General features: G+C 59.8%; 25 protein-coding genes. 17 read left to right on the forward strand and 8 right to left on the reverse strand.

Features of this window, described 5'->3' with window-relative positions:
• Nucleotides 1-63 precede the first annotated feature (63 nt).
• From ISN39_RS20190 to deoA, 7 genes are read left to right on the forward strand one after another with little or no spacing between them, the layout of a single operon-like run.
• Nucleotides 64-1,575: an ABC transporter ATP-binding protein gene (locus ISN39_RS20190; RefSeq protein ID WP_074070113.1), complete on the forward strand. Its 1,512-nt coding sequence runs from the start codon at nucleotides 64-66 to the stop codon at nucleotides 1,573-1,575.
• 7 nt (nucleotides 1,576-1,582) lie between these two features.
• Entirely contained in the window at nucleotides 1,583-2,686 is a 1,104-nt protein-coding gene (locus tag ISN39_RS20195) for an ABC transporter permease (protein WP_074066263.1), read from the forward strand.
• A gap of 10 nt (nucleotides 2,687-2,696) precedes the next feature.
• Nucleotides 2,697-3,668 carry an ABC transporter permease gene (locus tag ISN39_RS20200; RefSeq protein ID WP_074066264.1) on the forward strand — a complete coding sequence of 324 codons (972 nt, stop codon included), beginning with the start codon at nucleotides 2,697-2,699 and terminating at the stop codon, nucleotides 3,666-3,668.
• A 3-nt stretch (nucleotides 3,669-3,671) separates the two neighbouring features.
• Nucleotides 3,672-4,061 carry a cytidine deaminase gene (locus ISN39_RS20205; protein ID WP_074066265.1) on the forward strand — a complete coding sequence of 130 codons (390 nt, stop codon included), beginning with the start codon at nucleotides 3,672-3,674 and terminating at the stop codon, nucleotides 4,059-4,061.
• Entirely contained in the window at nucleotides 4,058-4,867 is an 810-nt protein-coding gene (locus ISN39_RS20210; RefSeq protein WP_194728649.1) for a purine-nucleoside phosphorylase, read from the forward strand. Before ISN39_RS20205 ends, ISN39_RS20210 begins: the two co-directional genes overlap by 4 nt.
• Entirely contained in the window at nucleotides 4,860-5,636 is a 777-nt protein-coding gene (gene deoC / locus ISN39_RS20215; protein WP_074066267.1) for a deoxyribose-phosphate aldolase, read from the forward strand. The genes ISN39_RS20210 and deoC overlap by 8 nt, the downstream gene beginning before the upstream one ends.
• A 2-nt stretch (nucleotides 5,637-5,638) precedes the next feature.
• Nucleotides 5,639-6,946 carry a thymidine phosphorylase gene (deoA, locus tag ISN39_RS20220; RefSeq protein ID WP_194728650.1) on the forward strand — a complete coding sequence of 436 codons (1,308 nt, stop codon included), beginning with the start codon at nucleotides 5,639-5,641 and terminating at the stop codon, nucleotides 6,944-6,946.
• Here deoA and ISN39_RS20225 read toward each other — a convergent pair whose 3' ends face one another.
• The 7 genes from ISN39_RS20225 to ISN39_RS20255 all read right to left on the reverse strand — a co-directional run bounded on the left by ISN39_RS20225 (nucleotide 6,947) and on the right by ISN39_RS20255 (nucleotide 12,372).
• A complete protein-coding gene (locus tag ISN39_RS20225; protein WP_194728651.1) occupies nucleotides 6,947-7,483 on the reverse strand; it encodes a TIGR02281 family clan AA aspartic protease in 537 nt (178 codons plus the stop codon).
• 162 nt (nucleotides 7,484-7,645) lie between these two features.
• A complete protein-coding gene (gene upp, locus ISN39_RS20230; protein WP_022713305.1) occupies nucleotides 7,646-8,275 on the reverse strand; it encodes a uracil phosphoribosyltransferase in 630 nt (209 codons plus the stop codon).
• Between the two features lie 109 nt (nucleotides 8,276-8,384).
• Nucleotides 8,385-9,353 carry an adenosine deaminase gene (locus ISN39_RS20235; protein ID WP_194728652.1) on the reverse strand — a complete coding sequence of 323 codons (969 nt, stop codon included), beginning with the start codon at nucleotides 9,351-9,353 and terminating at the stop codon, nucleotides 8,385-8,387.
• Nucleotides 9,350-10,570 carry a phosphopentomutase gene (locus ISN39_RS20240; RefSeq protein WP_194728653.1) on the reverse strand — a complete coding sequence of 407 codons (1,221 nt, stop codon included), beginning with the start codon at nucleotides 10,568-10,570 and terminating at the stop codon, nucleotides 9,350-9,352. The genes ISN39_RS20235 and ISN39_RS20240 overlap by 4 nt, the downstream gene beginning before the upstream one ends.
• A 91-nt stretch (nucleotides 10,571-10,661) precedes the next feature.
• Entirely contained in the window at nucleotides 10,662-11,246 is a 585-nt protein-coding gene (locus ISN39_RS20245; RefSeq protein ID WP_194728654.1) for a TadE/TadG family type IV pilus assembly protein, read from the reverse strand.
• Nucleotides 11,246-11,827: a TadE/TadG family type IV pilus assembly protein gene (locus ISN39_RS20250; protein ID WP_194730266.1), complete on the reverse strand. Its 582-nt coding sequence runs from the start codon at nucleotides 11,825-11,827 to the stop codon at nucleotides 11,246-11,248. The genes ISN39_RS20245 and ISN39_RS20250 overlap by 1 nt, the downstream gene beginning before the upstream one ends.
• 131 nt (nucleotides 11,828-11,958) lie before the next feature.
• Nucleotides 11,959-12,372: a pilus assembly protein N-terminal domain-containing protein gene (locus ISN39_RS20255; RefSeq protein WP_194728655.1), complete on the reverse strand. Its 414-nt coding sequence runs from the start codon at nucleotides 12,370-12,372 to the stop codon at nucleotides 11,959-11,961.
• A 413-nt stretch (nucleotides 12,373-12,785) separates the two neighbouring features.
• Here ISN39_RS20255 and ISN39_RS20260 point away from each other — a divergent pair, with 413 nt between their 5' ends.
• The 10 genes from ISN39_RS20260 to ISN39_RS20305 all read left to right on the forward strand — a co-directional run bounded on the left by ISN39_RS20260 (nucleotide 12,786) and on the right by ISN39_RS20305 (nucleotide 22,333).
• On the forward strand, nucleotides 12,786-12,983 hold the full coding sequence (locus tag ISN39_RS20260; protein WP_194728656.1) for a Flp family type IVb pilin: 198 nt from the start codon (nucleotides 12,786-12,788) through the stop codon (nucleotides 12,981-12,983).
• Between the two features lie 83 nt (nucleotides 12,984-13,066).
• Nucleotides 13,067-13,576, forward strand: coding sequence for a prepilin peptidase (locus ISN39_RS20265; protein ID WP_194728657.1), 510 nt, complete (start codon nucleotides 13,067-13,069; stop codon nucleotides 13,574-13,576).
• 113 nt (nucleotides 13,577-13,689) lie between these two features.
• Complete coding sequence (cpaB, locus tag ISN39_RS20270; RefSeq protein ID WP_039843569.1) at nucleotides 13,690-14,502, forward strand: Flp pilus assembly protein CpaB; 813 nt, start codon at nucleotides 13,690-13,692, stop codon at nucleotides 14,500-14,502.
• A 10-nt stretch (nucleotides 14,503-14,512) separates the two neighbouring features.
• Complete coding sequence (locus ISN39_RS20275) at nucleotides 14,513-16,018, forward strand: type II and III secretion system protein family protein (RefSeq protein WP_194728658.1); 1,506 nt, start codon at nucleotides 14,513-14,515, stop codon at nucleotides 16,016-16,018.
• Entirely contained in the window at nucleotides 16,015-16,752 is a 738-nt protein-coding gene (locus ISN39_RS20280; RefSeq protein ID WP_194728659.1) for a CpaD family pilus assembly protein, read from the forward strand. Before ISN39_RS20275 ends, ISN39_RS20280 begins: the two co-directional genes overlap by 4 nt.
• A 19-nt stretch (nucleotides 16,753-16,771) precedes the next feature.
• Nucleotides 16,772-18,052, forward strand: a complete 1,281-nt coding sequence (locus ISN39_RS20285; protein ID WP_194728660.1) for a CpaE family protein — start codon at nucleotides 16,772-16,774, stop codon at nucleotides 18,050-18,052.
• 32 nt (nucleotides 18,053-18,084) lie between these two features.
• Nucleotides 18,085-19,560: a CpaF family protein gene (locus tag ISN39_RS20290; protein ID WP_183925853.1), complete on the forward strand. Its 1,476-nt coding sequence runs from the start codon at nucleotides 18,085-18,087 to the stop codon at nucleotides 19,558-19,560.
• Nucleotides 19,560-20,567 (forward strand): type II secretion system F family protein, encoded by a 1,008-nt coding sequence (locus ISN39_RS20295; protein WP_194730267.1) that lies wholly within the window; start codon nucleotides 19,560-19,562, stop codon nucleotides 20,565-20,567. The genes ISN39_RS20290 and ISN39_RS20295 overlap by 1 nt, the downstream gene beginning before the upstream one ends.
• Before the next feature lie 15 nt (nucleotides 20,568-20,582).
• Entirely contained in the window at nucleotides 20,583-21,566 is a 984-nt protein-coding gene (locus ISN39_RS20300) for a type II secretion system F family protein (protein ID WP_194728661.1), read from the forward strand.
• Nucleotides 21,567-21,700: 134 nt separating this feature from the next.
• The gene (locus ISN39_RS20305) at nucleotides 21,701-22,333 is read left to right on the forward strand and encodes a LysE family transporter (protein WP_074066282.1); all 633 of its coding nucleotides are present in this window, start codon (nucleotides 21,701-21,703) and stop codon (nucleotides 22,331-22,333) included.
• A 6-nt stretch (nucleotides 22,334-22,339) separates the two neighbouring features.
• Here the strand turns inward: ISN39_RS20305 and ISN39_RS20310 are convergent, their stop codons facing one another.
• Nucleotides 22,340-23,164 carry a tetratricopeptide repeat protein gene (locus ISN39_RS20310; protein ID WP_194728662.1) on the reverse strand — a complete coding sequence of 275 codons (825 nt, stop codon included), beginning with the start codon at nucleotides 23,162-23,164 and terminating at the stop codon, nucleotides 22,340-22,342.
• Nucleotides 23,165-23,211: the final 47 nt, after the last annotated feature.

Raw genomic sequence — 23,211 nt, forward strand, 5'->3', positions numbered from 1 at the left:
TGAGATGGGCGTATGGCGGCCAGATTTTTCCGCCATACGCCCTTTTCGTATTTGGAGCCTGCAGTGACAGACACGCCCGCTATTGAACTTGTGGGCATCGATAAGAAATTCGGTGCCGTTCACGCAAACAAGGACATCAACCTTACCGTCGCCAAGGGCACGATCCACGGCATCATCGGGGAAAACGGTGCCGGTAAATCGACGTTGATGTCGATCATCTACGGTTTTTATCACGCCGATGCCGGGGAGATCCGCGTCAACGGCACGCCGGTGACCATCCGCGACAGCCAGGCGGCGATCGCAACCGGTATCGGCATGGTTCACCAGCACTTCATGCTGGTCGATAATTTTACGGTCTTGGAAAACGTCATGCTCGGCGCCGAAGGCGGCGCACTGCTGGCAAAGGGCGTTGCGTCTGCTCGCGCCGAATTGAAACGGCTGGAGAAGGAATACGGGCTCGAGGTCAATCCGGATGCGCTGATCGAGCAGCTCCCGGTCGGCCTGCAGCAGCGCGTCGAAATCCTCAAAGCCATGTATCGCGGCGCCGAAATCCTGATCCTCGACGAGCCGACCGGCGTCCTGACACCGGCTGAAGCCGACCACCTGTTCCGCATCCTCAAGGTGTTGCGTGACCAGGGCAAGACCGTCATCCTCATCACGCATAAGCTGCGCGAAATCATGGCCATCACCGACACCGTCTCGGTGATGCGCCGCGGCGAAATGGTCGCGACCCGTAAGACCGCGGAAACAACTGTCGAAGAGCTTGCCGAACTCATGGTTGGCCGCCGTGTTCTTTTGCGTGTCCAGAAGGGCGAGGCGACGCCCGGCGATGTACTGCTGTCGGTCCGCAACCTGACAGTCAAGGACAATCGCGGCGTGACGATGGTCGACAACGTCTCCTTCGATGTCCGGGCTGGCGAAATCGTCGGTATTGCAGGCGTGGCGGGCAACGGCCAGTCGGAGCTGCTGGAGGCGATCGCGGGCATCCGCAAGCCGCATTCCGGCGAGATTTTCCTTGACGGCCAGCCGATCGACAAGGCCGACGCGGCGCGACTGCGCGAGCTGGGCCTAGCCCATATTCCCGAAGACCGCCACCATATGGGACTCGTGCTGAAGTTCGAGGAATACGAGAACTCGGTTCTCGGCTATCACCGCAAGCCTGCCTACAGCAGAGGCCCGCTGCTCGATCTCGATGCGATCCGCAAGGATGCCATGGAGAAGATCGAGAAATACGACATCCGCCCGCCGAACCCGCGGCTGAAGACCGCCAATTTCTCGGGCGGCAACCAGCAGAAGATCGTGGTTTCCCGCGAAATCGAGCGCGACCCTGCCGTGCTCATTATTGGCCAGCCGACACGCGGCGTCGATATCGGCGCCATCGAATTCATCCACCGCCGCATCATCGAGATGCGCGACGCGGGCAAGGCGATCCTGCTCGTCTCCGTCGAACTCGATGAAATCCGCGCCCTTTCAGACCGTATCCTTGTCATGTTTGCCGGCCATGTCGTCGGCGAGAAGACGCCCGATGCCGGTGAACAGACCCTCGGCCTGATGATGGCCGGCATTGCCGCGTGAGGCCTTAATGAGCACTGCTTCTGTTTCTCTTCCAAATTGGATCACCTACGGTCTCATCCCGGTTTTGAATCTGATCGTTGCCTTCCTGATCTCCGGCGTTGTCGTCTGGCTGATCGGCGAAAGTCCGCTTGGTGCTCTTTCTTTGCTGATCGAGGGGGCGCTCGGCAGCGGCGAAGGCATTGGGTTCACGCTGTATTATGCCACAAGCTTCATTTTCACTGGCCTTTCGGTCGCGGTTGCGATCCATGCCGGTCTCTTCAACATCGGCTCGGAAGGTCAGGCCTATCTCGGCGGACTTGGTTGTGCACTGGTTGCGCTGGCGCTCGACCGCTTCGTGCCCTGGTATGTCACCATGCCGGTTGCCGTCGTCGGTGCCGGCCTTTTCGGCGCCGCCTGGGCATCCATTCCAGCCTTCCTCCAGGCAAAACGCGGCAGCCACATCGTCATCACGACCATCATGTTCAATTACATCGGCGCGGCGCTGATGGTTTACCTGCTGGTCCACGTCCTGATCGTCCCCGGCAAGATGGCGCCGGAAACGCGCACTTTCCTCGAAGGCGGCCAGTTGCCGAAGCTCGGATGGGTGATGAACCTCTTTGGTGCAAAGCTCGGGGCCGCGCCGTTCAATGTCTCCTTCATCATCGCTCTTGTCGCCGCCTACTTCGTCTGGCTGCTCATCTGGCGAACGAAGCTTGGATTTGAGATGCGCACGCTCGGCGCCAGCCCCACTGCCGCCTCCTATGCAGGCATTCCCTATGCCCGCACGGTCATGATCGCTATGCTGCTCTCTGGCGCGCTGGCCGGCATGATGGCGCTGAACCCGGTCATGGGCTCTTCCGCCCGCCTGCAGGTCGAGTTCGTCGGCGGCGCCGGTTTCGTCGGTATTGCCGTCTCGCTGATGGGACGCAATCATCCCGTCGGGATCATCTTCGCGGCGATCCTTTTCGGCATCCTCTATCAGGGCGGCGACTGGGTCTCCTTCGAGATGCCGAACATTACCCGCGAAATGATCCTCGTGATTCAGGGCCTGGTCATTCTCTTTGCAGGCGCGCTCGAATATATGTTCCGCCCGGCGCTCGTCCGCGTCTACCAACAGTTCAAGGCCAAGTGAGGGGCGGACGATGGATTACTACGACATCCTTATCAACGTTCTGAGTTCGACGATCCGACTCTCGATCCCGCTGATCTTTACCGCCCTTGCTGGCCTCTTTTCCGAACGCGCCGGCGTCTTCGACATCGGTCTCGAAGGCAAGATGCTGGGCGCGGCCTTTGCCGCCGCCTGCGTTGCATACATCACCGACTCGGCTTGGCTCGGCCTTGTCGCGGGCATCCTCTGCTCTGTCGCGCTGAGTTTGGTGCATGGCTTTGCATCGATCACCAATCGGGGCAATCAGATTATCTCGGGCGTTGCCATCAACTTCTTCATCGCCGGGATCACCATTGTGCTTGGCCAGGCCTGGTTCGGTCAGGGCGGCCGCACGCCGCAGCTCTCCCCGGCAAGCCGGTTCTCGCCAATTACGCTTCCGGGCGCAGACGCGATGCGGGAGGTTCCGGTCATCGGTCCGCTCTATTCGAACGTGATCTCCGGCAACAACATCCTGACCTACCTCGCATTCCTGGCAGTTCCGCTTTCCTGGTGGATCCTCTACAGGACGCGCTTCGGGCTGCGCCTTCGCGCCGTCGGCGAAAATCCCGGAGCAGTCGATACAGCCGGTATCTCGGTCAGTTGGCTGCGCTATCGTGCCGTCATGTGCGCCGGCATTCTGTGCGGCTTCTCGGGCACCTATCTGGCGATCGCGCAGTCGGCGGCCTTCATCAAGGATATGTCGGCGGGCAAGGGTTATATCGCCCTTGCCGCCCTGGTCTTCGCGAAATGGAAACCGGTGCCGGTGATGTTCGCCTGCCTGCTCTTCGGCTTCCTCGATGCGCTGGCGAACTTCATGCAGGGTAAGCAGGTGCCGCTGATCGGCGCAGTACCGGTTCAGATATTCCAGGCTTTGCCGTATATTCTCACCTGCATCTTGCTTGCTGGATTCATCGGCGTTGCAACTCCGCCGAAGGCTGGTGGCGTCCCCTATACGAAGGAGCGTTGAAACTTGTCACACGACCTTTTCGAAGCCGCCCGCGGAGCCATGGCCTTTGCCCACGCGCCCTATTCCAAATTCCCGGTCGGTGCGGCGATCCGCGCCGAGGACGGCAAGGTTTATACTGGCGCCAATATCGAAAACCTCTCCTTCCCGCAGGGTTGGTGTGCCGAGCCGACGGCCATCAGCGCCATGATCATGGGCGGAGCGAAGAAAATCGTCGAAATGGCGGTCATTGCCGAGAAGCTGCCGCTTTGCCCGCCTTGCGGCGGCTGCCGGCAGAAGATTTCTGAATTTGCGTCGAAGGATACGAAGATTTATCTTTGCGATGAGATGGGCGTGAAGAAGACCATGACGATGGAAGAGCTTCTTCCCTTCAGCTTTGTGGCCGAACTCGGATGAGCGCCGCCATCGATCTGCTCGTCGGCAAACTCGGTGGGCTCGTGCCGCGTTACGGCATCGTGCTCGGCTCAGGCCTTGGCTCGCTGGTAAGCGAACTGACGGATGCGGTGCGAATTCCCTATCGGGATCTGCCGGGCTTTCCTGTCAGCGCCGTCTCCGGGCATGCGGGCGAGGTCGTTGCCGGTCGTCTCGGCGGCGTGCCTGTCATCATGCTGTCGGGCCGCGTCCATTATTACGAACAAGGCGATGCCAACGCCATGCGGCTGCCAATCGAGGTGCTGAAAGGCCTTGGAGTGCAATCGCTGTTCTTAACCAATTCCGCAGGCTCGCTGCTTGAGGAGATGGCGCCGGGCTCGGTGATGCAGATCACCGACCACATCAATTATTCCGGCATGAATCCGCTGATCGGCGAGGAAAGCGACCGCCGCTTCGTCGGCATGACGAGCGCCTATGATGGCGACCTTTCCGTGTCCATGCGCAAGGCGGCCGAGAAGCTTGGCATCAAGCTCTTTCACGGCGTCTATATGTGGTTTTCGGGACCAAGCTTCGAAACGCCTGCGGAAATCCGCATGGCGCGGTTCCTCGGTGCGGATGCCGTCGGCATGTCGACCGTACCGGAGGTCATCATCGCTCGAATGCTTGGTTTGAGGGTTGCCGCAGCTTCGGTAATCACCAATTATGGAGCTGGCATGACGGGTTCCGAACTCAGTCACGAAGAAACAAAAGACATGGCGCCCGTCGGCGGCGCGCGTCTCGCCGCGATCTTGAAGGAAATGATTGCGGGTGGAGGAAGCGATAATGAATAATCACTCGCAGAAGGAGACGGCAGCTGTCGCGCTGTCGCTGCTTGATCTCACCAATCTCAAGGACGATTGCACGCAAGAGCAGATCGATACGCTTTGCGCCCGCGCGCAGACGCCCTACGGGAATAGTGCCGCGATCTGCATCTGGCCACGCTTCGTGGCACATGCCCGCACGGTTCTCGGCAAAGGTCATCCGGTCCGCATCGCAACGGTCGTCAACTTCCCGTCCGGCGAAATGGAAGTGGCCGATGTCGCCGCTGAAACTCGGGAGGCAATTGCGGACGGTGCGGATGAGATAGATCTGGTCATTCCCTACCGCAAATTCCGCGACGGTAACGAAAAGGCCGTAATCGACATGGTGACGGCGGTGCGCGCGGAATGTACCGGTGGCGTATTGTTGAAAGTCATCCTGGAGACGGGCGAGATCAAGGACCCCGGCCTCATTGGCCGTGCGTCCGAACTTGCAATCGATGCGGGCGCGGACTTCATCAAGACATCCACCGGCAAGGTCGCCGTGAACGCGACGCTCGAAGCTGCGGATATCATGATCCGCGCGATCCGCCACAGCGGCCGCAAGGTAGGCTTCAAGCCGGCCGGTGGCATTGGCTCGGTCGCCGATGCCGCCCTTTATCTCAGCCTTGCCGAAACGATCATGACGCCGGATTGGCCGATGCCGTCGACCTTCCGTTTCGGGGCCTCCGGCCTGCTCGATGACATTCTCGCTGTCCTCAGCGGCGTCCAGTCAGCGCCCGCCAAGGCCTCGAGCTATTGAGCATGATCCCGCAGGAGATCATCCGGCAAAAGCGGGATGGCGGTGTCCTTTCCACGGATGAGATTCAGTCGTTCGTTGCGGCCCTTTCCGCCGGTGAGTTATCAGAGGGGCAGATCGGTGCCTTTGCGATGGCCGTCTGGTTCAAGGGCATGTCGCGCGGGGAGACCGTCGCGCTGACGCTCGCCATGGCGGGCTCCGGCGACATGCTGACGTGGCCCGGGATCGATCATCCGATCGCCGACAAGCATTCGACCGGCGGTGTCGGCGATAACGTTTCGCTGATGCTGGCGCCGATTGCGGCTGCTTGCGGGCTTGCGGTACCGATGATCTCGGGCCGCGGCCTCGGCCACACCGGCGGAACGCTTGACAAGTTGGAATCCATTCCCGGCTATCAAATCAAGCCGGATGCTGCTCTTTTCCGCAACGTCGTCAACGAAGCCGGCTGCGCCATCATTGGACAGACGGGCTCGTTTGCGCCTGCCGACGGCAAACTATACGCCGTGCGTGATGTCACGGCGACGGTCGATTCCATTCCGCTAATCACGGCTTCCATTCTCTCCAAGAAACTCGCCGCCGGGCTTCAGACCTTGGTGCTCGACGTGAAAACCGGCAACGGCGCCTTTATGGCAGATCACGATCAGTCAAAGCTTTTGGCGCAATCTCTGGTGGATGTGGCAAATGGGGCAGGGATCAAGACCTCCGCGTTGATCACCGATATGAACCAGCCGCTGGCGGACGCAGCGGGCAACGCCGTGGAGATATGGAACTGCCTGGATTTCCTGGCCGGCAGAAAAGCTGGAACCCGGCTCGAGGCCGTCGTTGTGGCCTTCGCAGCCGAGATGCTGGTGAGCTCCGGTATTTGCCAGTCTCTGAAAAATGGCGAAGTGAAAGCCCGCGAGGCGCTGACGTCTGGCAAGGCGGCGGAGGTTTTTGCCCGCATGGTGCATATGCTGGGCGGCCCGGTGGATTTTGTCGAAAAGCCCGCAAAATATCTGGTGAAAGCGCCGATCGAAAGGCCGGTTCTCGTAAGCGAGAGCGGATGGCTTTCAGCTTGCAATGCGCGCGAGATCGGCATGGCCGTTATCGATCTCGGCGGCGGGCGCCGCCATCCGGCAGACACGATCGACCATCGGGTCGGCTTTGCCGCTCTGCTGCCGCTCGGCACGCGCGTCGAGAAGGGCGATACGCTCGCGATCGTGCATGCTGCAAGCGAGGCGGCGGCGCAAAAGGCAGCAGCCTCGATCGCGTCGAGCTACCGCATCTCCGGCGACGCGCCTTCGCTGCCGCCGGTCATTTCCGGCCGCATTTGATTATTGCTTCAGATTCAGTGAGCCGTCGGCAACGGAATAAGACTCGAGTTTCTTCAGGAAACTCATGCCGACCAGAGTCGTCGAAAGCGCATCATCCTTGAGCACGAAGGCTTCCACGCCTTGCACGCGGATGCCGCCGATCTCCATGCGATCGAGCGTGACATGTGCGGCCTTGGTCTGGCCGTTGGCTGTGTTCACGGTGTGCCGGAAATCGAGCTGATTGGCACTGTAGCCGAGACGGCGGGCAAGGCTTTCGTTGAGCGCCACATAGGTCGCGCCCGTATCGATCAGGCCCTTCACGGGTCTGCCGTTGATCTTGAAGTCGCCTGTATAGTGCCCCTGCGCATTGGCCTGAAGGCGCATGCGGCCGTTACCGGGAACCGGCGCGGGTGTCGTAGGCTGGTCGGTCGCGGTTGAGACGATGTTGGCCGAAGCGGTCTCGGTAGCCGGCTGGCCGCCGTTGTCTTCGAAGAAGGAGGGGACTTGCGTGGCGAGTGCGGCGATAATGCTCGCGAAAATGACGATACGCATGAGCATGAACGGAAATCCTGCCTGTATAAACCACGCCTCATGCGGGGCTTGAGTCTTCAAGATCGCTACGCCGCAATTGCTGATAAGTCGCTAATGGCGAAGTTAAAAAGGCCCGGATTATTGCTCCGGGCCTTCGATATCTTTGGATTTGGTAAAGGAAAGTTGAAGTTACTTTGTACCGTACATGCGGTCGCCTGCATCCCCAAGTCCGGGCATGATATAGCCCTTTTCGTTCAGATGGCTGTCGATCGCTGCCGTAAAGACCGGCACATCCGGATGCGCCGAACGGAAATTCTTGATGCCTTCGGGAGCCGCGAGCAGGCAGAGGAAGCGGATATTGTGTGCGCCACGTTCCTTCAGCTTGTCGATCGCGGCAATCGAGGAATTGCCGGTCGCTAGCATCGGGTCGACGACGATGATGAGACGCTCTGCCACGTCCTCCGGCGCCTTGAAGTAATATTCCACAGGCTGCAGCGTTTCGTGATCGCGATAGACACCGATATGGGAAACGCGGGCAGAAGGCACGAGATCGAGCATGCCTTCAAGCAGCCCATTGCCAGCGCGCAGGATCGAGGCGAAGACGAGTTTCTTGCCCTCCAGGATCGGCGATTCCATCGTCTGCAGCGGCGTTTCGATGGTTTCCATCGTCAGTTCGAGATCGCGCGTCACCTCGTAGCAGAGCAGCGTCGAGATCTCGCGGAGCAGCCGGCGGAAACTGCCCGTCGATGTCTCCTTGCGCCGCATGATGGTGAGTTTGTGCTGCACAAGCGGGTGATCGATGACGATGACGCCTTCCATGGCCTGGCCTTCCTTTAGTTGTTCTTATCGGACGTTTCTTTCATGGAAAGCGCCTCAACTGCAAGAGTGGAGGCGATTTTCACGGCATGATCTTCAAGTCCCGGGCGGTTCAAAGGCGGGCGAGCAGCGCCATGCGGGTTGCTTCATCGACGAAAGCCGCTTCGATGCCGGTCCGCGTCAGCTCGTTGATTTCGCTGTCGCTGAAACCGAACGCATCGGCGGCGAGCTCATACTCGCGCTGCAATGAAGTATGAAAAAAGGGCGGATCGTCTGAACTGATCGTCACGCGAACGCCGGTTTCCTTGAACTTGCGCAGTGGATGCGAAGCGAAATCGGGAAAGACGTTCAGCGCAATATTGGAGCCAGGGCAAACCTCGAGAACGGTGCCGAGATCGGCAAGCCGCCTGACGAGGTCTGCGTCCTCGATCGCACGAACGCCATGCCCGATGCGCGATGGACGCACGACGTCGAGCGCATCGGAAACGCTGAAGGCGCCACAGACTTCGCCGGCATGAATGGTGAGGCCAAGACCGGCGTCGCGGGCGATATCGAAGGCGCGGGCATAATCGGCAACGCGCCCCATGCGCTCCTCGCCGGCCAAGTTGAAGCCGGTGATCAGCGGGTTGTTGGCCTTGGCCGCGTATTTCGCAGCCGCGATCACGCGCTCAGGCCCGAAATGCCGCTCGCCGGTGACGATCAGCCGCGCTTCGATGCCACTCTTTGCCCTGGCCTGGCGAATGCCTTGGCAGATGCCGGCGATGTAGGCATCTGCACCAAGCCCGATACGCTCGCCGTGGTCGGGTGAAACGATGAGTTCGCTATAGATCGTACCGATCCCCGCAAGCTCCTGCAGATAGGTCTCGGTAAGAAGCGCATAGTCCTCGTCGGTCTTGTAGACCTCGGAAACCTTGTCGTAGCATTCGAGGAAGCTCGCAAAATCATGCCAGACATATGTTCCGTCGCGGAGATAAGCGCTGATGTCGGTATTGTATTTTCGCGCCTGGGCTTCGGTCAGCGCCGGAGGTGCCGCACCCTCCAGATGGCAGTGCAGCTCGACCTTCTTCAAATGCGATGTCACAGAAAGCTTCTCCCATGCTGCCCGGCGGCTATGCCGAGATGCCGGGCAACCGTCTCGCCGATATCGGCATATGTGCTGCGAATGCCGATATTGCGCGACTTCAGCCCCGGACCGTAAGCGATGATCGGCACGCGCTCGCGTGTATGATCCGTGCCGCGCCAGGTTGGATCGCAGCCGTGGTCGGCCGTAAGGATGACGAGATCGCCGGGGGCAAGCTTGCGGTGCACGTCCGGCAGCCGCGCATCGAAGGCTTCGAGCGCGGCGGCATAGCCAGGCACATCGCGCCGGTGGCCATAGACCATGTCGAAATCGACAAAATTGGTGAAGACGAGGTCGCCGTCGTTCGCCTCTTCCATTGCAGCGAGCGACGCGTCCATCAGTGCGTCGTTGCCGTTCGCCTTGATGACCCTTGAAACACCCTGATGCGCGAAGATATCGCCGATCTTGCCGATGGCATGAACCTTGCGCTCCGCCTTGACGAGACGATCGAGCAGCGTCGGCTCCGGCGGCGGCACCGAGAAATCGCGGCGATTGCCGGTGCGCTCGAATGTTGAGGAAGTTTCGCCGATGAAGGGCCGGGCGATCACCCGGCCTATGTTGTGGCTGTCGAGGAGTGCGCGGGCGATGCGGCAAAAGCCGAGCAGCCGGTCGAGACCGAAATGCGTCTCATGTGCCGCGACCTGAAAGACGGAGTCGGACGAGGTATAGCAGATTGGCTTGCCGGTGCGGATATGCTCCTCGCCGAGCCGGGCGATGATTTCCGTGCCTGAGGCGTGGCAATTGCCGAGAATGCCCGGAACCTCCGCCGCGTTGCAGAGCGCCTCGATAAATTGTGACGGAAAAGCCTCGCCTTCCGTGGGGAAATAACCCCAATCGAATGTCACGGGCGTTCCCGCGATTTCCCAATGGCCCGACGGCGTATCCTTGCCACGGGAGATCTCATTGGCGCAGCCATGAATGCCGTAGACTTTATCTGGAACCGGCATGCCGGCTGGAGCGCGCCCGGTCGCAGTCTTGGCAATCTGCATCAGGCCGAGGGCCGACAAATTGGGAAGCGAAAGCGGGCCGGACCGCAAGCCTTGCCTGTCGGCAGCGCCGGCCGCGCAAAATTCCGCGATATGGCCAAGCGTATCCGAACCCTCGTCGCCATAGTGCGCCGCGTCCGGCCCGCCGCCGACGCCGAAGGAATCAAGAACGAAGAGAAATGCACGTGCCATCGCAAACCATCAAGCTGGGCGGCTAAAAAGCCGCAATTCTGCTCAGGCATATAATGCTGCCGCAGGCTTGGCAAATTTCAACGGATCGCGATCAGCAATCGCCGCAGGCAACATTGTCGCCCTGCCGCTGGCGGAAATAGTAGGTGCGGCGGATGGTGAGTTCCTGCATGTCGCCTGGAAGAAAATCGGGGCCGAATGCGAACAGCTTATAGGGGATGCTGAGATCGGCCCGCACGAGAAAGCTATCTGCCTTCTGCATGTCGGTCGGAACGCCCGTAACGGTGGAATTTGCCGCGTAGGGCGCCGTCGTCGCGTCGTTTGCCCAAGACCATAGAACCTTGGCATTGGCACCGGCATCGATGGTGATGCCGGTCACTTTGATCTGCATGCCGGTCGTATCGAAGGGCGCGAAAATCGCGCCGGCAAGAGAACTGATATCGCTCAGCGAACTCCTGGTCACATTCTGCTGTTGCGTGATCAGGTCGGCGATCGAGCCGGCAGCGCGGCTGGTGCGTTTGCTGACGTTCAGTCCGATCGTGATCTCGAAGGCGCCGATATAGAGCATCACCAGGACAGGAAAGAGGATGGCGAATTCGATTGCGCCCACGCCGCTGCGATCCCGCCCGAGCCGGACGAGCTTCTCTTTCAACCGTATCAGGGTTCTTCTCGCCGCCATCAGTATTGCTCGTTCTGGAAGGCGGCTGTGGCGACGATAAGGTAATCGTTCAGCCTCGATCCGTCGGCGGTGCGGTATGGGGTGATATAGGGCCGGACAAGATCGGTGACGACCTGCCAGTGGTAGTAGGCGCGAACCATGTTGATCGAGCTTGAGCCGCCGGGTGAATATTGCATCCCTGTCGTATCGAGGCCCGTCGCATTCATCGGAATGGTGGCGGGGATATCGGAGAATTTGCTGAAAGTGCGGACATCGAGCCAAAGTTTGTTCGGCGTGGCGATCTCGGTGGCGGAGCACTGGATCAGGATCGAGACTTCGTCGCAAAAGTTCTGCCGGAATGCCGTCCGGTCCTTATAAGTCGTCTGCCCGACGACATTGGTGATCTGTCCGGTCCGCAGCTTGCGGCTCATCGTGTCGACGGCGTTGGAGACCAGTTCTTCCGCGGCGAAGGCGATGAAGGTCTCCAGGATTGCGAAGATCACCATGAAATAGGGAATGGCAAGCAGCGCAAATTCTATCGCTGCCGATCCGTCGCGCGAGCGCGCAAAAGCCCGCCATCCGCCCCGCCTGCCGGGCGGCATGCTATCTGCCTGGTGATCATTGGCCGCGACGGCGCCATCCGGTGGAACGTTCATGCAGCGATCGTAAAGTGCGTTCGTTGATTTTCCGTTTCAGGGCGGGTCAACAATTTAAGGATGACGACGATCCTGCGTCAGCCGCCGGCATCTGCCGCATTGTTCTGCTGCGTGTGTTGTTCGCAGTTCGGCGTGCAGGAAAGGACGGAGCGATCGGTCTGCCGGTAGACGCGAACCGTATTGCCTTCGTCGATGGAAACGAGGACGGTCTCGTCGAGTATCGCATTGCCATCGACATCGAGCAGCACCAGATTGGTCGTCCCGAAACTGCGGCCTGTCAGCACGATGGTCTTTGGATCGGCAACGGTCGCGTCGGCAACCTTGGAATTGCCGATGATCACTTTGCTGGCTGGCCGGTCGAGCTTCAAAACACGCGCGTGATCCATATAGACGCGCAGCACGTCTTCCTCGGCGCGCACGGGAGCCTGAAGCCCGCAAAGCACGAGGATGGCTGCCGCGGTAAAGGAGATAGTCTTGCCGCTCGATGGCATAGCGTTCTCTTTATTGGATCCGGATCAGAGTCCGGCAGAAATCTCAAGATAGAATGGAAAAAAATGGTGAATGAAGCTTTAAGAATTGCCGGCCCTGCCTGATGATGGGACGTGTTTATCCAAATTGGGTCAGGCAAGGAGGATTTCCCGGGGCATAGTGATCTTTAATGACGCAGCCTATGTAATGTTTTGGTGCATCTCGAAGATCGGTGTTTTATAGGATTCGCAATATAGATAAATTTGAATATATCCGAGTAACGTAATACTTACCATGGAAGTTTCTACTTTAGCATTTACGATCTGGTAACCCTCTTCCTTAAGCCGATTGAAACAGCCCCTCGCTAGGTTGTGGCATCCGATCAACGGCAACAGTTGGCGGACGTGCTGAACCTCAACTGGAGTTAGGAGTAACCATGACCAAGCTTTTTAGCCGTTTTCTGAAGGACGAATCCGGCGCGACCGCAATTGAATACGGCCTGATCGCAGCGCTGATTTCCGTAGCGCTCATCGCCGGCGCCACCAGCCTCGGCACCAAGATCAATGCCACGTTCAACAACCTTGCGACGACCATGAACGGTGCTGCCGCAAAGGGCAACGTTGCCATCCCGTGATGGTTGCCGGTGGCAATGAGTGATGAAATCAGGCTCACAGCTCGAAGCGGTGAGCCTTTTCATATTTCGCACAGGAGGCGCGGATGACCGCAGCAGCAATTTTTGTGGTTTTCCCTCTCTGTCTCGCGATCGCGGCATTCTCTGACCTGTTCACCATGACAATCCCGAACCGTGTACCGCTTATTCTCGTCATTTCATTTCTGATCGTGGCGCCGCTTTCCGGGATGTCAGTTCCGGTGATCGGCATGCATCTTTCTGCAGGTCTCGTCGTGTTATGTGCCTGTTTCGCGCTCTTTGCCTTAAATACAATGGGCGGAGGGGACGCGAAGCTTCTCAGCGCTGCTACGCTCTGGTTCGGCTTCGATCAAAGCTTGATCTTCTTTATTGGCTGCGTCGGCGTGATCGGCGGTTTTCTTACGCTGTTCATTTTGATGATACGTTCGCAATCCAATACGATCCTTGCTATCGGTCTGCCTATTCCGAATTCACTCCTGCTCGCTAAGAAGATTCCTTATGGCATCGCAATCGCGATTGGCGGCTTCATGGCGTTCCCGTACTCGCCGATGCTGATTAATGCGCTGGAAACGTTGTAGTAACGGCGGTTTAAACGTCCGTTAACTTAAAATGTAAGTGTTCCGTTAACTATAATTACACCAATTCCTGAGCATTCTTCGGGGTGAACATGCCGTCTCCCGAGGACTGAATAATGAAGCCCGCCCGTTTGATGATACTTTCAGTGGCCGTCGTTGCCGCTGGGCTCGCCGGTTTTCTGGCGATGAAGCTTGCCGGGCGGGGCGGTGTCGTCACGCAGGTGCAATCGGTCGTCGAAAAGGAACCCACGGTCAATGTGCTGGTCTCGAGCGCCAATCTACCGGTCGGCGCCCGCATTGACGACAAGGCGGTTCATTGGATGCCCTGGCCCCGCGGCGCTGTCGTTCAGGGCTTTATCACCGAAGCCGACAAGCCGGATGCGGTCAAGGATATGCTGGGCGCGGTGGTCCGCCTGCCGATCTTCGAAGGCGAGCCGATCCGGCCGGAAAAAATCGCCGATTCCAACAGCCGTATCCTCTCGGCGCTTCTGCCCGCCGGCAAGCGCGCCGTCGCAACGGAAATCTCGGTCGCAACCGGCGCCGGAGGCTTCATTCTTCCGAACGACCGCGTCGACGTCATCATGGTCCGCAGGGCGCAGGGAAGCGACAAGTTCCTGACCGAAGCCGTGCTGAGCAATGTCCGCGTGCTCGCCATCGATCAGCAGATCCAAGAAAAAGACGATGGTTCCAAGGCTGTCGTAGGCACCACGGCGACCCTCGAACTGACGCCCGATCAAACCAAGGTTCTGACTGTCGCGCAACAGATGGCCGACAAACTGTCGCTTGCCTTGCGTTCCGTAGCCGACGCGCAGGAGCAGGATACGAGTGCCGCCGACTATCTCCTGAACGGAGACAATGGAAGCGCGCTGGTTCAGGTCATCAAGTCCGGTTCGATCGTCACAGACAGCAGTGCGCCAAAGGCCGAGTGAGGGGAAATTAATGGTCAACACAATGCGGCGCACCAAATCTTTCCTCGCAGGCTTCCTCACACTGGCGATCGTCGTTTCGGGGCTGACGCCTCCTGCCTTCGCGCCACTCGTCGGCGCAGGGATAGCGCATGCGGAATCGGAAGGCGTCATCCAGATCTCGCGGACCGGTCCCGGCGCCCACCGCCGCCTGAAACTCGGTCTCAACAAGGCACTCGTCGTCGACCTGCCCGAAGAAGCACATGATATCCTCGTCTCCGATCCGTCGATGGCGGATGCCGTAACGCGCACCTCGCGCCGCATCTATCTCTTCGGCAAGAAGGTCGGCCAAACGAACATCTTCATTTTCGGGAGCGATGGCCAGGAGGTCGTGAGCCTCGACATCGAAATCGAACGCGATGTCTCCGGTCTCGAAACGAACCTGAGGCGCTTCATCGTCGACTCCAATATCAAGGTCGAGATCGTGTCCGACAACATCGTGCTGACCGGCACCGTCCGCACGCCACAGGATGCCAAGCAGGCGGCCGACCTCGCCCAGGCATTTCTGAACGGTGGCGAAGCGACGACGCGAACCGAGACGGCCGCCAGCAGCGCACAGCAGGGCGATGTCGCGATTTTCGCCGAGGCGCGCCAGGAATCGCAGGTCGTCAATCTGCTGCAGATTGAGGGCGAGGACCAGGTCACGCTCAAGGTGACGATCGCCGAAGTTCGCCGCGAGATCCTGAAACAGCTAGGCTTCGACAATCTCGTATCGAATTCCTCGGGTATGACCGTAGCGCAACTCGGAACACCCGCGACGGATAGCGCCACTGCGACGGTCGGCGGCGGACTTGCCGCTCTCTTCAAGAGCTCGATCGGCAAATACGACATATCGACATATCTGAGCGCCCTGGAACAGGCGAAGGTGGTGAGAACCTTGGCGGAACCGACCCTGACCGCCATTTCCGGTCAGGCCGCAACCTTCAATTCCGGCGGCCAGATTCTGTTTTCGACGACAGACAACGACGGCAACGTGACAATCGTTCCTTACAGCTACGGCATCAACCTGGCCTTCAAGCCCGTGGTTCTGTCTTCGGGACGCATCAGTCTCGAAGTCACAACGAATGTATCGGAGCCGACGGCGTCCGCTTCGGGATCGCGGCCCACTTTTCAGCGCCGTTCTGCCGAGACATCCGTCGAGCTTCCGTCCGGCGGCTCGATCGCACTTGCCGGCCTGATCAGGGACAACGTTTCGCAGACAACGAACGGCACCCCGGGTGCAAACAAGATACCGCTTCTCGGCACCTTGTTCCGGCAGAAAACCGTGCAGCGCGACGAGACCGAGCTGGTGATCATCGCGACGCCCTATCTTGTCCGTCCCGTCGCCCGCAACCAGCTCAACCGGCCGGATGACAATTTCAGTCCGGAACATGATGGTCAGGCGTTCCTCATGAACCGTGTCAACAAGGTTTATGGCCGCCGCGAAGCGCCGGTGGCAGACGCGCAATTCCACGGTTCCATTGGGTTTATCTACAAATGAGCGGCGCAGGATCGAAAACGATGAAACGATATGGTGACCGGGCGATGGCTCAAAGGGCGAAATCCACGATGCCGTGGGCCATGCTTGGCGCGGCGGTACTTGCGGGCGCGATGCTTTCCGGCTGCGCGGCTCCACACGACAATCTCACAACTGGCGGTATCCCCGACGACTACCGCCAGCGCCATCCGATCGTGGTGGCCGAGGCCGAGCAGACGGTCGACATCCCGGTCGCCTCGACGGATCGGCGCTTGACGATTGCACAGCGCGATATGATCCGCGGTTTTGCAGCCAATTATACATCCCGGGCTTCCGGCCCGGTTTATGTCATGACCCCGCAAGGCTCGCCAAATTCGGCTGCCGCAAGCCAGTTGCGGAACCAGGTGCGGGCCGAGCTCTCGAAGAGAGGGATACCGAGCTCGAAGATTGTCAATGCGAGTTATTCGGCAGCTCCTGGCGATGCAGCGCCGATCCGCCTCAGTTTCGTCGGCATGACAGCCATGACCACGCAGTGCGGCCAATGGCCGAAGGATATCGGCGGCGGCTTCGACAACCAGAATTATTACAATTTCGGCTGCGCTACCCAGAACAACTTAGCAGCACAGATCGCCAATCCGGAAGACCTGATTGCGCCGCGCGGCATGACGCCGATCGATGCTGCGCGCCGCAATGACGCCATCACTGAATATCGCGAATACAGGACCGTCCTTGAACACAACAACTCAGGCACCTTCTAATGAGGAGCGGATCCAGACGATGAGCCCGATCGAATACGAGATCAAGAACACGACGGAGCTCCAGCATGCGGAAGACGCCGTTCGCATGGGCGAGCTGGAAAATATGCGGCCGCTGCCGCGTATTTCCGTGCATGCTTTCTGCGAAAGTGAGGCGCTTCAGCGGGTGATGGAGCGCTGCGGCAACGACCGGCGGATGGCGAAGGTGAGCCTGCGGATCACTAGCGGCGGCATTGCGGCTGCTGCGAACATGTTCGCCGGCGCTCCGACCCCCAACCTGATCATCCTCGAAACTAAGGCCAATGCGGCAAGCCTGCTCTTAGAGCTTGCGCCGCTTGCGGCCGTCTGCGATCCGAGCACCAAGGTCGTTATCATCGGCTACTACAACGACATCGCGCTTTACCGCGAGCTGATCCGCAACGGCATTTCCGAATACATGGTTCAGCCGATCGCGATGCCGGACGTCATGATGGCCATGGCGTCGATTTTCGTCGACCCGGATGCCGAGCCGCTTGGCCGCAGCATTGCCTTCATCGGATCTAAGGGAGGCACCGGTGCCTCTACGATCGCCCACAATTGCGCATTCGGCATCTCCAATCTCTTCTCGACCGAGACGATCCTCGCCGATCTCGATCTGCCTTACGGCACGGCAAATATCGATTTCGACCAGGACCCGACGCAGGGGATCGCCGAGGCGGTCTTTGCTCCCGATCGGCTGGACGAGGTTTTTCTCGACCGATTGCTGACGAAATGTTCGGAACACCTGTCGCTGCTTGCAGCACCGTCGCTACTCGATCGCGCCTATGATTTCGATGGCCAGGCATTTCAGCCGGTTCTTGAAGTCCTGCAGCGCAGCGCGCCGGTGACGGTGCTCGATGTTCCGCACGCCTGGTCGGAATGGACGCGCTCGGTCCTGGCTGCCGCGGATGAGGTCGTTATCTGCGCCGTTCCCGATCTTGCGAACCTGCGCAACGCAAAGAACATGCTCGATGCCCTGCGCAAGCTGCGCCCGAACGATAAGATGCCGCATCTGATCCTCAATCAGGTCGGCATGCCGAAGCGGCCGGAAATCGCTCTGTCCGATTTCTGCGAACCGCTCGAGATCGAGCCGATCGCGATCATTCCTTTCGATATCGGTCTGTTCGGCAATGCCGCCAATAGCGGTCGCATGATCTCGGAGATGGATCCGAAATCGCCAACCGCCGAAACCTTCTCGCAGCTGGCACACATCGTCACCGGCCGTGTGGCCATCAAGAAGGCGAAACGCGGCGGGCTGATGGGGCTGCTGAAGCGCGCCAAGTAAGAGACGAAAACGAGTAGATTGGATTTTGTGGTATGTTCGGAAAACGCGGAAATGAAGGCTTCGGAAAGGGCGGCGCCGTAAGCGCACCGCCACCGCCGCCTGCCGCGGCGGCTCCTTCTTCCGCGCCCGCCGTGCTGGTCGAGCCGGCAAGAGAGCCTGGCCGGCCCCAGGTGACACCGCCGCCGATGCAGACCCCACAGCGCCGGCGGCCGGCCCGCACCGACGAATATTACGACACCAAGGCGCAGGTCTTTTCGGCGCTAATCGATACGATCGACCTGTCCCAGCTTGCCAAGCTCGACGCCGAAAGCGCTCGCGAGGAAATTCGCGACATCGTCAACGACATCATCACCATCAAGAACTTCGCGATGTCGATATCCGAGCAGGAAGAGCTGCTCGAAGACATCTGCAACGATGTTCTCGGCTACGGCCCGCTGGAACCGCTACTCGCGCGCGACGATATCGCCGACATCATGGTCAACGGCGCCGGCAAGACCTTCATCGAAGTCGGCGGCAAGACGGTCGAATCGGAAATTCGCTTCCGCGACAACGGCCAGCTTCTCTCGATCTGCCAGCGCATCGTCAGCCAGGTCGGCCGACGCGTCGATGAATCGAGCCCGATCTGCGACGCCCGCCTTCCGGATGGCTCGCGTGTCAACGTCATCGCCCCGCCGCTCGCCATCGACGGACCGGCGCTCACGATCCGTAAATTCAAGAAGGACAAGCTGACGCTCGATCAGCTCGTCCGCTTCGGCGCGATCACGCCTGAAGGCGCAACGCTCTTGCAGATCATTGGCCGGGTGCGCTGCAACGTCGTGATCTCCGGCGGTACCGGTTCCGGCAAGACGACGCTTCTGAACTGCCTGACGAACTATATCGACAGAGACGAGCGGGTCATCACCTGCGAGGATACGGCGGAACTGCAGCTGCAGCAGCCGCATGTGGTTAGGCTGGAAACCCGCCCGCCGAACATCGAAGGCGAAGGCGAGATCACCATGCGTGATCTCGTCAAGAACTGCCTTCGCATGCGTCCGGAACGCATCATCGTCGGCGAAGTGCGCGGACCGGAGGTTTTCGATCTTCTGCAGGCGATGAATACCGGTCATGACGGCTCGATGGGAACGATCCACTCGAACTCGCCGCGCGAATGCCTGAGCCGTATCGAATCCATGATCGCCATGGGCGGCTACAGTCTCCCGGCAAAGACCGTTCGCGAAATCATCGCCGGCTCGATCGACGTCATCATTCAGGCAGCGCGTCTTCGCGACGGCTCACGGCGCATCACGGCGATCACCGAGGTGATCGGCATGGAAGGCGACGTGATCATTACCCAGGATCTGATGCGCTACGAGATCGAAGGCGAGGACGCTGGCGGCCGACTGATCGGCCGTCATATGTCGACCGGTATCGGCAAGCCGAATTTCTGGGATCGCGCGCGCTACTACAACGAGGAAAAGCGCCTGGCCGCCGCCTTGGATGAGATGGAAGCAAAGTCGAAGGAAGTATGATGTTCGGTCTCGATCCGATAGTGCTCGCCATCATCGTGCTGGTTGCGGTCGCTGCGGGCGCGGTTTGCTATGGCCTGCTCTTCAGCCGTATGGAGACCGAGAAGAAAGCTGCCAATCGCGTCAGCCGCGTCGCTTCAACCGAGACCGACCGGGTGAAGGTCAAGGCCGCACGGGACCGTGTCCAGGAAATGTCGAAACGCCGCAAGTCGGTGCAGGACAATCTCAAGGACCTCGAAAAGCGCCAGCAGGAAAACACAAAACGGAAACTGTCCCTGAAGTCGCGGCTGACCCAGGCGGGCTTTGCGATCACGCCCGCCAAATTCTACATGTTCAGCGCCGCCTTCGGCCTGTTCCTGATGCTCATCGCGCTGCTTGCCGGCGCGCCGATGCTGGTCGTACTTGCACTTCCGGTCGTTGCCGGCCTCGGCCTGCCGCGGTGGATCCTGGGCTTCCTGATAAAGCGCCGCCAGAACAAATTCCTCGACGAATTTCCGAACGCGCTCGACGTCATCGTGCGTTCGATCAAGTCCGGCCTGCCGCTGAACGACGCGATCCGCCTCATCGCAAACGAGGGCCGCGATCCGGTGAAAACCGAATTTCGCCGTGTCGTGGAATCGCAGCAGGTCGGCCTCAGCGTTCCCGACGCCTGTGCGCGCATGACCAATTACATGCCGCTGCAGGAAGTAAGCTTCTTTGCGATCGTCATCGCCATTCAGTCGCAGGCCGGCGGCAATCTTTCCGAAGCGATCGGCAATCTCTCGAAGGTTCTCCGCGACCGCAAGAAGATGAAGGCCAAGGTGAAGGCGCTGTCGATGGAGGCCAAGGCTTCCGCCGTCATCATCGGCGCTTTGCCCTTTATCGTCGCCACGCTCGTCTACCTCACGTCACCGCAATACATGATGGTTCTGTTCACCGATTCACGCGGGCACCTCATCATGGGTCTATCGGCGGTCTGGATGTCGATCGGCATCTTCGTCATGCGCAACATGGTCAATTTCGACATCTAGCCGGAGGCAAGCGTCATGTCAGCAGATCTTGCAGCGCGATTGACCGATCCGGCCATGCTGGTCGCACTTCTTGTTGCGATCGCTGTCTTTGCGACCTTCTACACGATCGCCGTTCCCTTCTTCGAGCGCGGCGACCTGAACAAGCGCATGCGCGCCGTTTCGACGGAGCGTGATCAGATTCGTGCGCGCGAGCGTGCCCGTATGAACACGGAGGCGGGAAACAAGGCATCGCTTCGCAACCAAAACAATCGCTCTGTTCGCCAGATCGTCGAGCGCTTCAATCTGCGCAAAGCGCTGGTCGACGAAAACACGATGAACAAGCTGCGCGCAGCCGGCTACCGCTCGGAAAACGCTCTGAACACCTTCCTCGTCGCCCGGTTCTTTCTGCCCTTCGTTTTCCTCGCCCTCGCCGCCTTTTGGATTTTCGGTCTCGGCAACCTCGCAGCCAAGCCGCTTCCTATCCGCCTGCTTGCTATGATCGGCACGGGCTATCTCGGTTTTTATGCGCCGAACATCTTCATCTCGAACCGCATGTCGAAGCGTCAGCATTCGATCAAGCGTGCCTGGCCGGATGCGCTCGACCTGATGCTGATTTGCGTCGAGTCCGGCATCTCGATCGAAGCAGCGATGCGCCGCGTATCGGAAGAGCTCGGCGAACAGTCGCCGCCGCTTGCCGAAGAGATGGTGCTGACGACGGCCGAGCTTTCCTTCCTGCCGGACCGCCGTCAGGCGCTCGAAAACCTCGGCACGCGCACGCAGATCGATCTCGTGCGTTCAGTCACCCAGGCCCTCATTCAGGCCGACCGTTACGGTACGCCGATTTCGCAGGCGCTGCGCGTTCTCGCACAGGAAGGCCGAGACGAGCGCATGAACGAGGCTGAAAAGAAGGCGGCTGCCCTGCCGCCGAAGCTGACCGTTCCGATGATTTTGTTCTTCCTTCCCGTTCTCGTTGCCGTCATCCTCGGCCCGGCCGGCATCCAGGTCGCCGACAGGTTCTGATGTCGCTTGCAGGCGGGGCGGAAACCAGCTAGCCGTAGTTTTCGCGTGACTGGCGAATGAGATCGAAGACCATCGGGAAGTGCTGATGTGACCGCCGCTCGCCTGGCGTCTTTCTAAATCAGGAGCGAGCCTTGATGTCTTCCGCAGCCATCCTCACCAGCATTTTTGCAGCACTGATGGTCGGAGCGGTGAGCCCCGGCCCGAGTTTCGTCGTCGTTTCCCGCATCGCCATTTCCCGCTCGCGCCTTGATGGCCTGGCAGCGGCGCTCGGGATGGGTGTCGGTGGCGTGATGTTCGGCATTCTTGCGCTCGCAGGCCTGACGGCTTTGCTGACGCAATTCGCGTGGCTTTACCTGGTGCTGAAGTTTGCAGGCGGTGCCTATCTTGTCTATATCGCGTTTCGCATCTGGCAGGGCGCGAAGGCGCCCATCGAGGTGTCCGGTGCGGTTGAGGGCAGGGCGTCGCTCGGCCGCAGTTTCTCGATGGCGCTGCTGACGCAGCTCAGCAATCCGAAGACCATCATCGTCTATGCGAGCATATTCGCAGCGTTTCTGCCGAAAACCGTACCCGCAGGTGTCATGATCGGTCTGCCGATCGGAATCTTCGCGATTGAGGCCGGATGGTATTCGATCGTGGCGCTGGCTTTCTCCGCCCGCCGTCCGCGCCAGGTCTATTTGGCCGCCAAGCACTGGATCGACCGCGCTGCCGGGCTTGTCATGGGCGGGCTGGGTTTGCGCTTGATCTTCTCCGGCGCGATGCTTCGGTAGTCGAGATCAGTTGGTGTTGCTTGCCGGCGCGCTGTCCTTCGCCGCGAGTTTCTGCCATGAATTCTGCTGGGAAAGCATGGAACGCAAATAGGCGACGTTGGCGTCTGCCTGCTGCGGCGCGAGTTCGCGGCGGGCGATCTCTTCGGCCTCCGGAAAACGTCCCTGCAGGCCGACAGCAAGGGCGAGGTTCTGTCTGACACGGCTATCGGCGCCCGGCTGGCTCGCCGCCTGCTTGAGATAGGTTTCGGCAGTCCTGAGATCGCCTGTCAGCACGTAGGACATGCCGAGATTTGAAAGCACGGAAGGCTCGTTCGGCATGATGTCCAGCGCATCGCGATAACGCGCTCGCGCATCGCTGGGCTTGCCCATCTGGTCGAGAATCGCGCCCTGGGCAGAAATGAGCTTCCAGTCAGGCCGGTCCGGGGTTTGCGCCCGGCCGATCGTGTCGAGCGCTTGCTGGAACTGTCCTGCGGCTGCCTGGGCCTTGCCGTAGGCAGCAAGGACATTGCGGTCTTTGGGATTGGAAATCGCAACCTGCTGCATGACGGCAAGCGCCTGCGCGTCGCGCCCGGCCATGCGCAGCAGGTTGGCGTAGTTGACGCCGTTTACCGGATCGCGGGGGTTTTTCTCGTAGGCCTGCCCGACCCGGTCCGTCATTGCGTGAAGCTCATTTGCATCCATGGTTTCGACCGGCTTTGTCAGCTTCGGCACCGAACCCGTCGTCATCTTGTCCTTGGTCGTCGAGCAACCAGCGAGCGCGGTGACAACCAGCGCTGTGGTGACGTACTGGAAAATACGGTTCTTGAATGGATGGATGGCCGGGAGAGGCATTGCGCTTTCCTGAATTCAGAAACTGGCGTTTGACCTCTAAGCGGAAC

This window comes from Rhizobium sp. 007 (genome assembly GCF_015353075.1).
GTDB lineage: Bacteria > Pseudomonadota > Alphaproteobacteria > Rhizobiales > Rhizobiaceae > Rhizobium.

Coding starts and splice junctions, on each gene's coding strand:
- ISN39_RS20295 (WP_194730267.1), top strand. CDS start 19,560: ATGTTCGGTCTCGATCCGATAGTGCTCGCCATCATCGTGCTGGTTGCG.
- ISN39_RS20275 (WP_194728658.1), top strand. CDS start 14,513: ATGGTCAACACAATGCGGCGCACCAAATCTTTCCTCGCAGGCTTCCTC.
- ISN39_RS20265 (WP_194728657.1), top strand. CDS start 13,067: ATGACCGCAGCAGCAATTTTTGTGGTTTTCCCTCTCTGTCTCGCGATC.
- ISN39_RS20310 (WP_194728662.1), bottom strand. CDS start 23,164: ATGCCTCTCCCGGCCATCCATCCATTCAAGAACCGTATTTTCCAGTAC.
- ISN39_RS20195 (WP_074066263.1), top strand. CDS start 1,583: ATGAGCACTGCTTCTGTTTCTCTTCCAAATTGGATCACCTACGGTCTC.
- ISN39_RS20250 (WP_194730266.1), bottom strand. CDS start 11,827: ATGCCGCCCGGCAGGCGGGGCGGATGGCGGGCTTTTGCGCGCTCGCGC.
- ISN39_RS20280 (WP_194728659.1), top strand. CDS start 16,015: ATGAGCGGCGCAGGATCGAAAACGATGAAACGATATGGTGACCGGGCG.
- ISN39_RS20245 (WP_194728654.1), bottom strand. CDS start 11,246: ATGGCGGCGAGAAGAACCCTGATACGGTTGAAAGAGAAGCTCGTCCGG.
- ISN39_RS20200 (WP_074066264.1), top strand. CDS start 2,697: ATGGATTACTACGACATCCTTATCAACGTTCTGAGTTCGACGATCCGA.
- ISN39_RS20290 (WP_183925853.1), top strand. CDS start 18,085: ATGTTCGGAAAACGCGGAAATGAAGGCTTCGGAAAGGGCGGCGCCGTA.
- ISN39_RS20210 (WP_194728649.1), top strand. CDS start 4,058: ATGAGCGCCGCCATCGATCTGCTCGTCGGCAAACTCGGTGGGCTCGTG.
- ISN39_RS20305 (WP_074066282.1), top strand. CDS start 21,701: ATGTCTTCCGCAGCCATCCTCACCAGCATTTTTGCAGCACTGATGGTC.
- upp (WP_022713305.1), bottom strand. CDS start 8,275: ATGGAAGGCGTCATCGTCATCGATCACCCGCTTGTGCAGCACAAACTC.
- cpaB (WP_039843569.1), top strand. CDS start 13,690: ATGAAGCCCGCCCGTTTGATGATACTTTCAGTGGCCGTCGTTGCCGCT.
- ISN39_RS20225 (WP_194728651.1), bottom strand. CDS start 7,483: ATGCTCATGCGTATCGTCATTTTCGCGAGCATTATCGCCGCACTCGCC.
- ISN39_RS20300 (WP_194728661.1), top strand. CDS start 20,583: ATGTCAGCAGATCTTGCAGCGCGATTGACCGATCCGGCCATGCTGGTC.
- ISN39_RS20260 (WP_194728656.1), top strand. CDS start 12,786: ATGACCAAGCTTTTTAGCCGTTTTCTGAAGGACGAATCCGGCGCGACC.
- ISN39_RS20255 (WP_194728655.1), bottom strand. CDS start 12,372: ATGCCATCGAGCGGCAAGACTATCTCCTTTACCGCGGCAGCCATCCTC.
- ISN39_RS20240 (WP_194728653.1), bottom strand. CDS start 10,570: ATGGCACGTGCATTTCTCTTCGTTCTTGATTCCTTCGGCGTCGGCGGC.
- deoA (WP_194728650.1), top strand. CDS start 5,639: ATGATCCCGCAGGAGATCATCCGGCAAAAGCGGGATGGCGGTGTCCTT.
- deoC (WP_074066267.1), top strand. CDS start 4,860: ATGAATAATCACTCGCAGAAGGAGACGGCAGCTGTCGCGCTGTCGCTG.
- ISN39_RS20285 (WP_194728660.1), top strand. CDS start 16,772: ATGAGCCCGATCGAATACGAGATCAAGAACACGACGGAGCTCCAGCAT.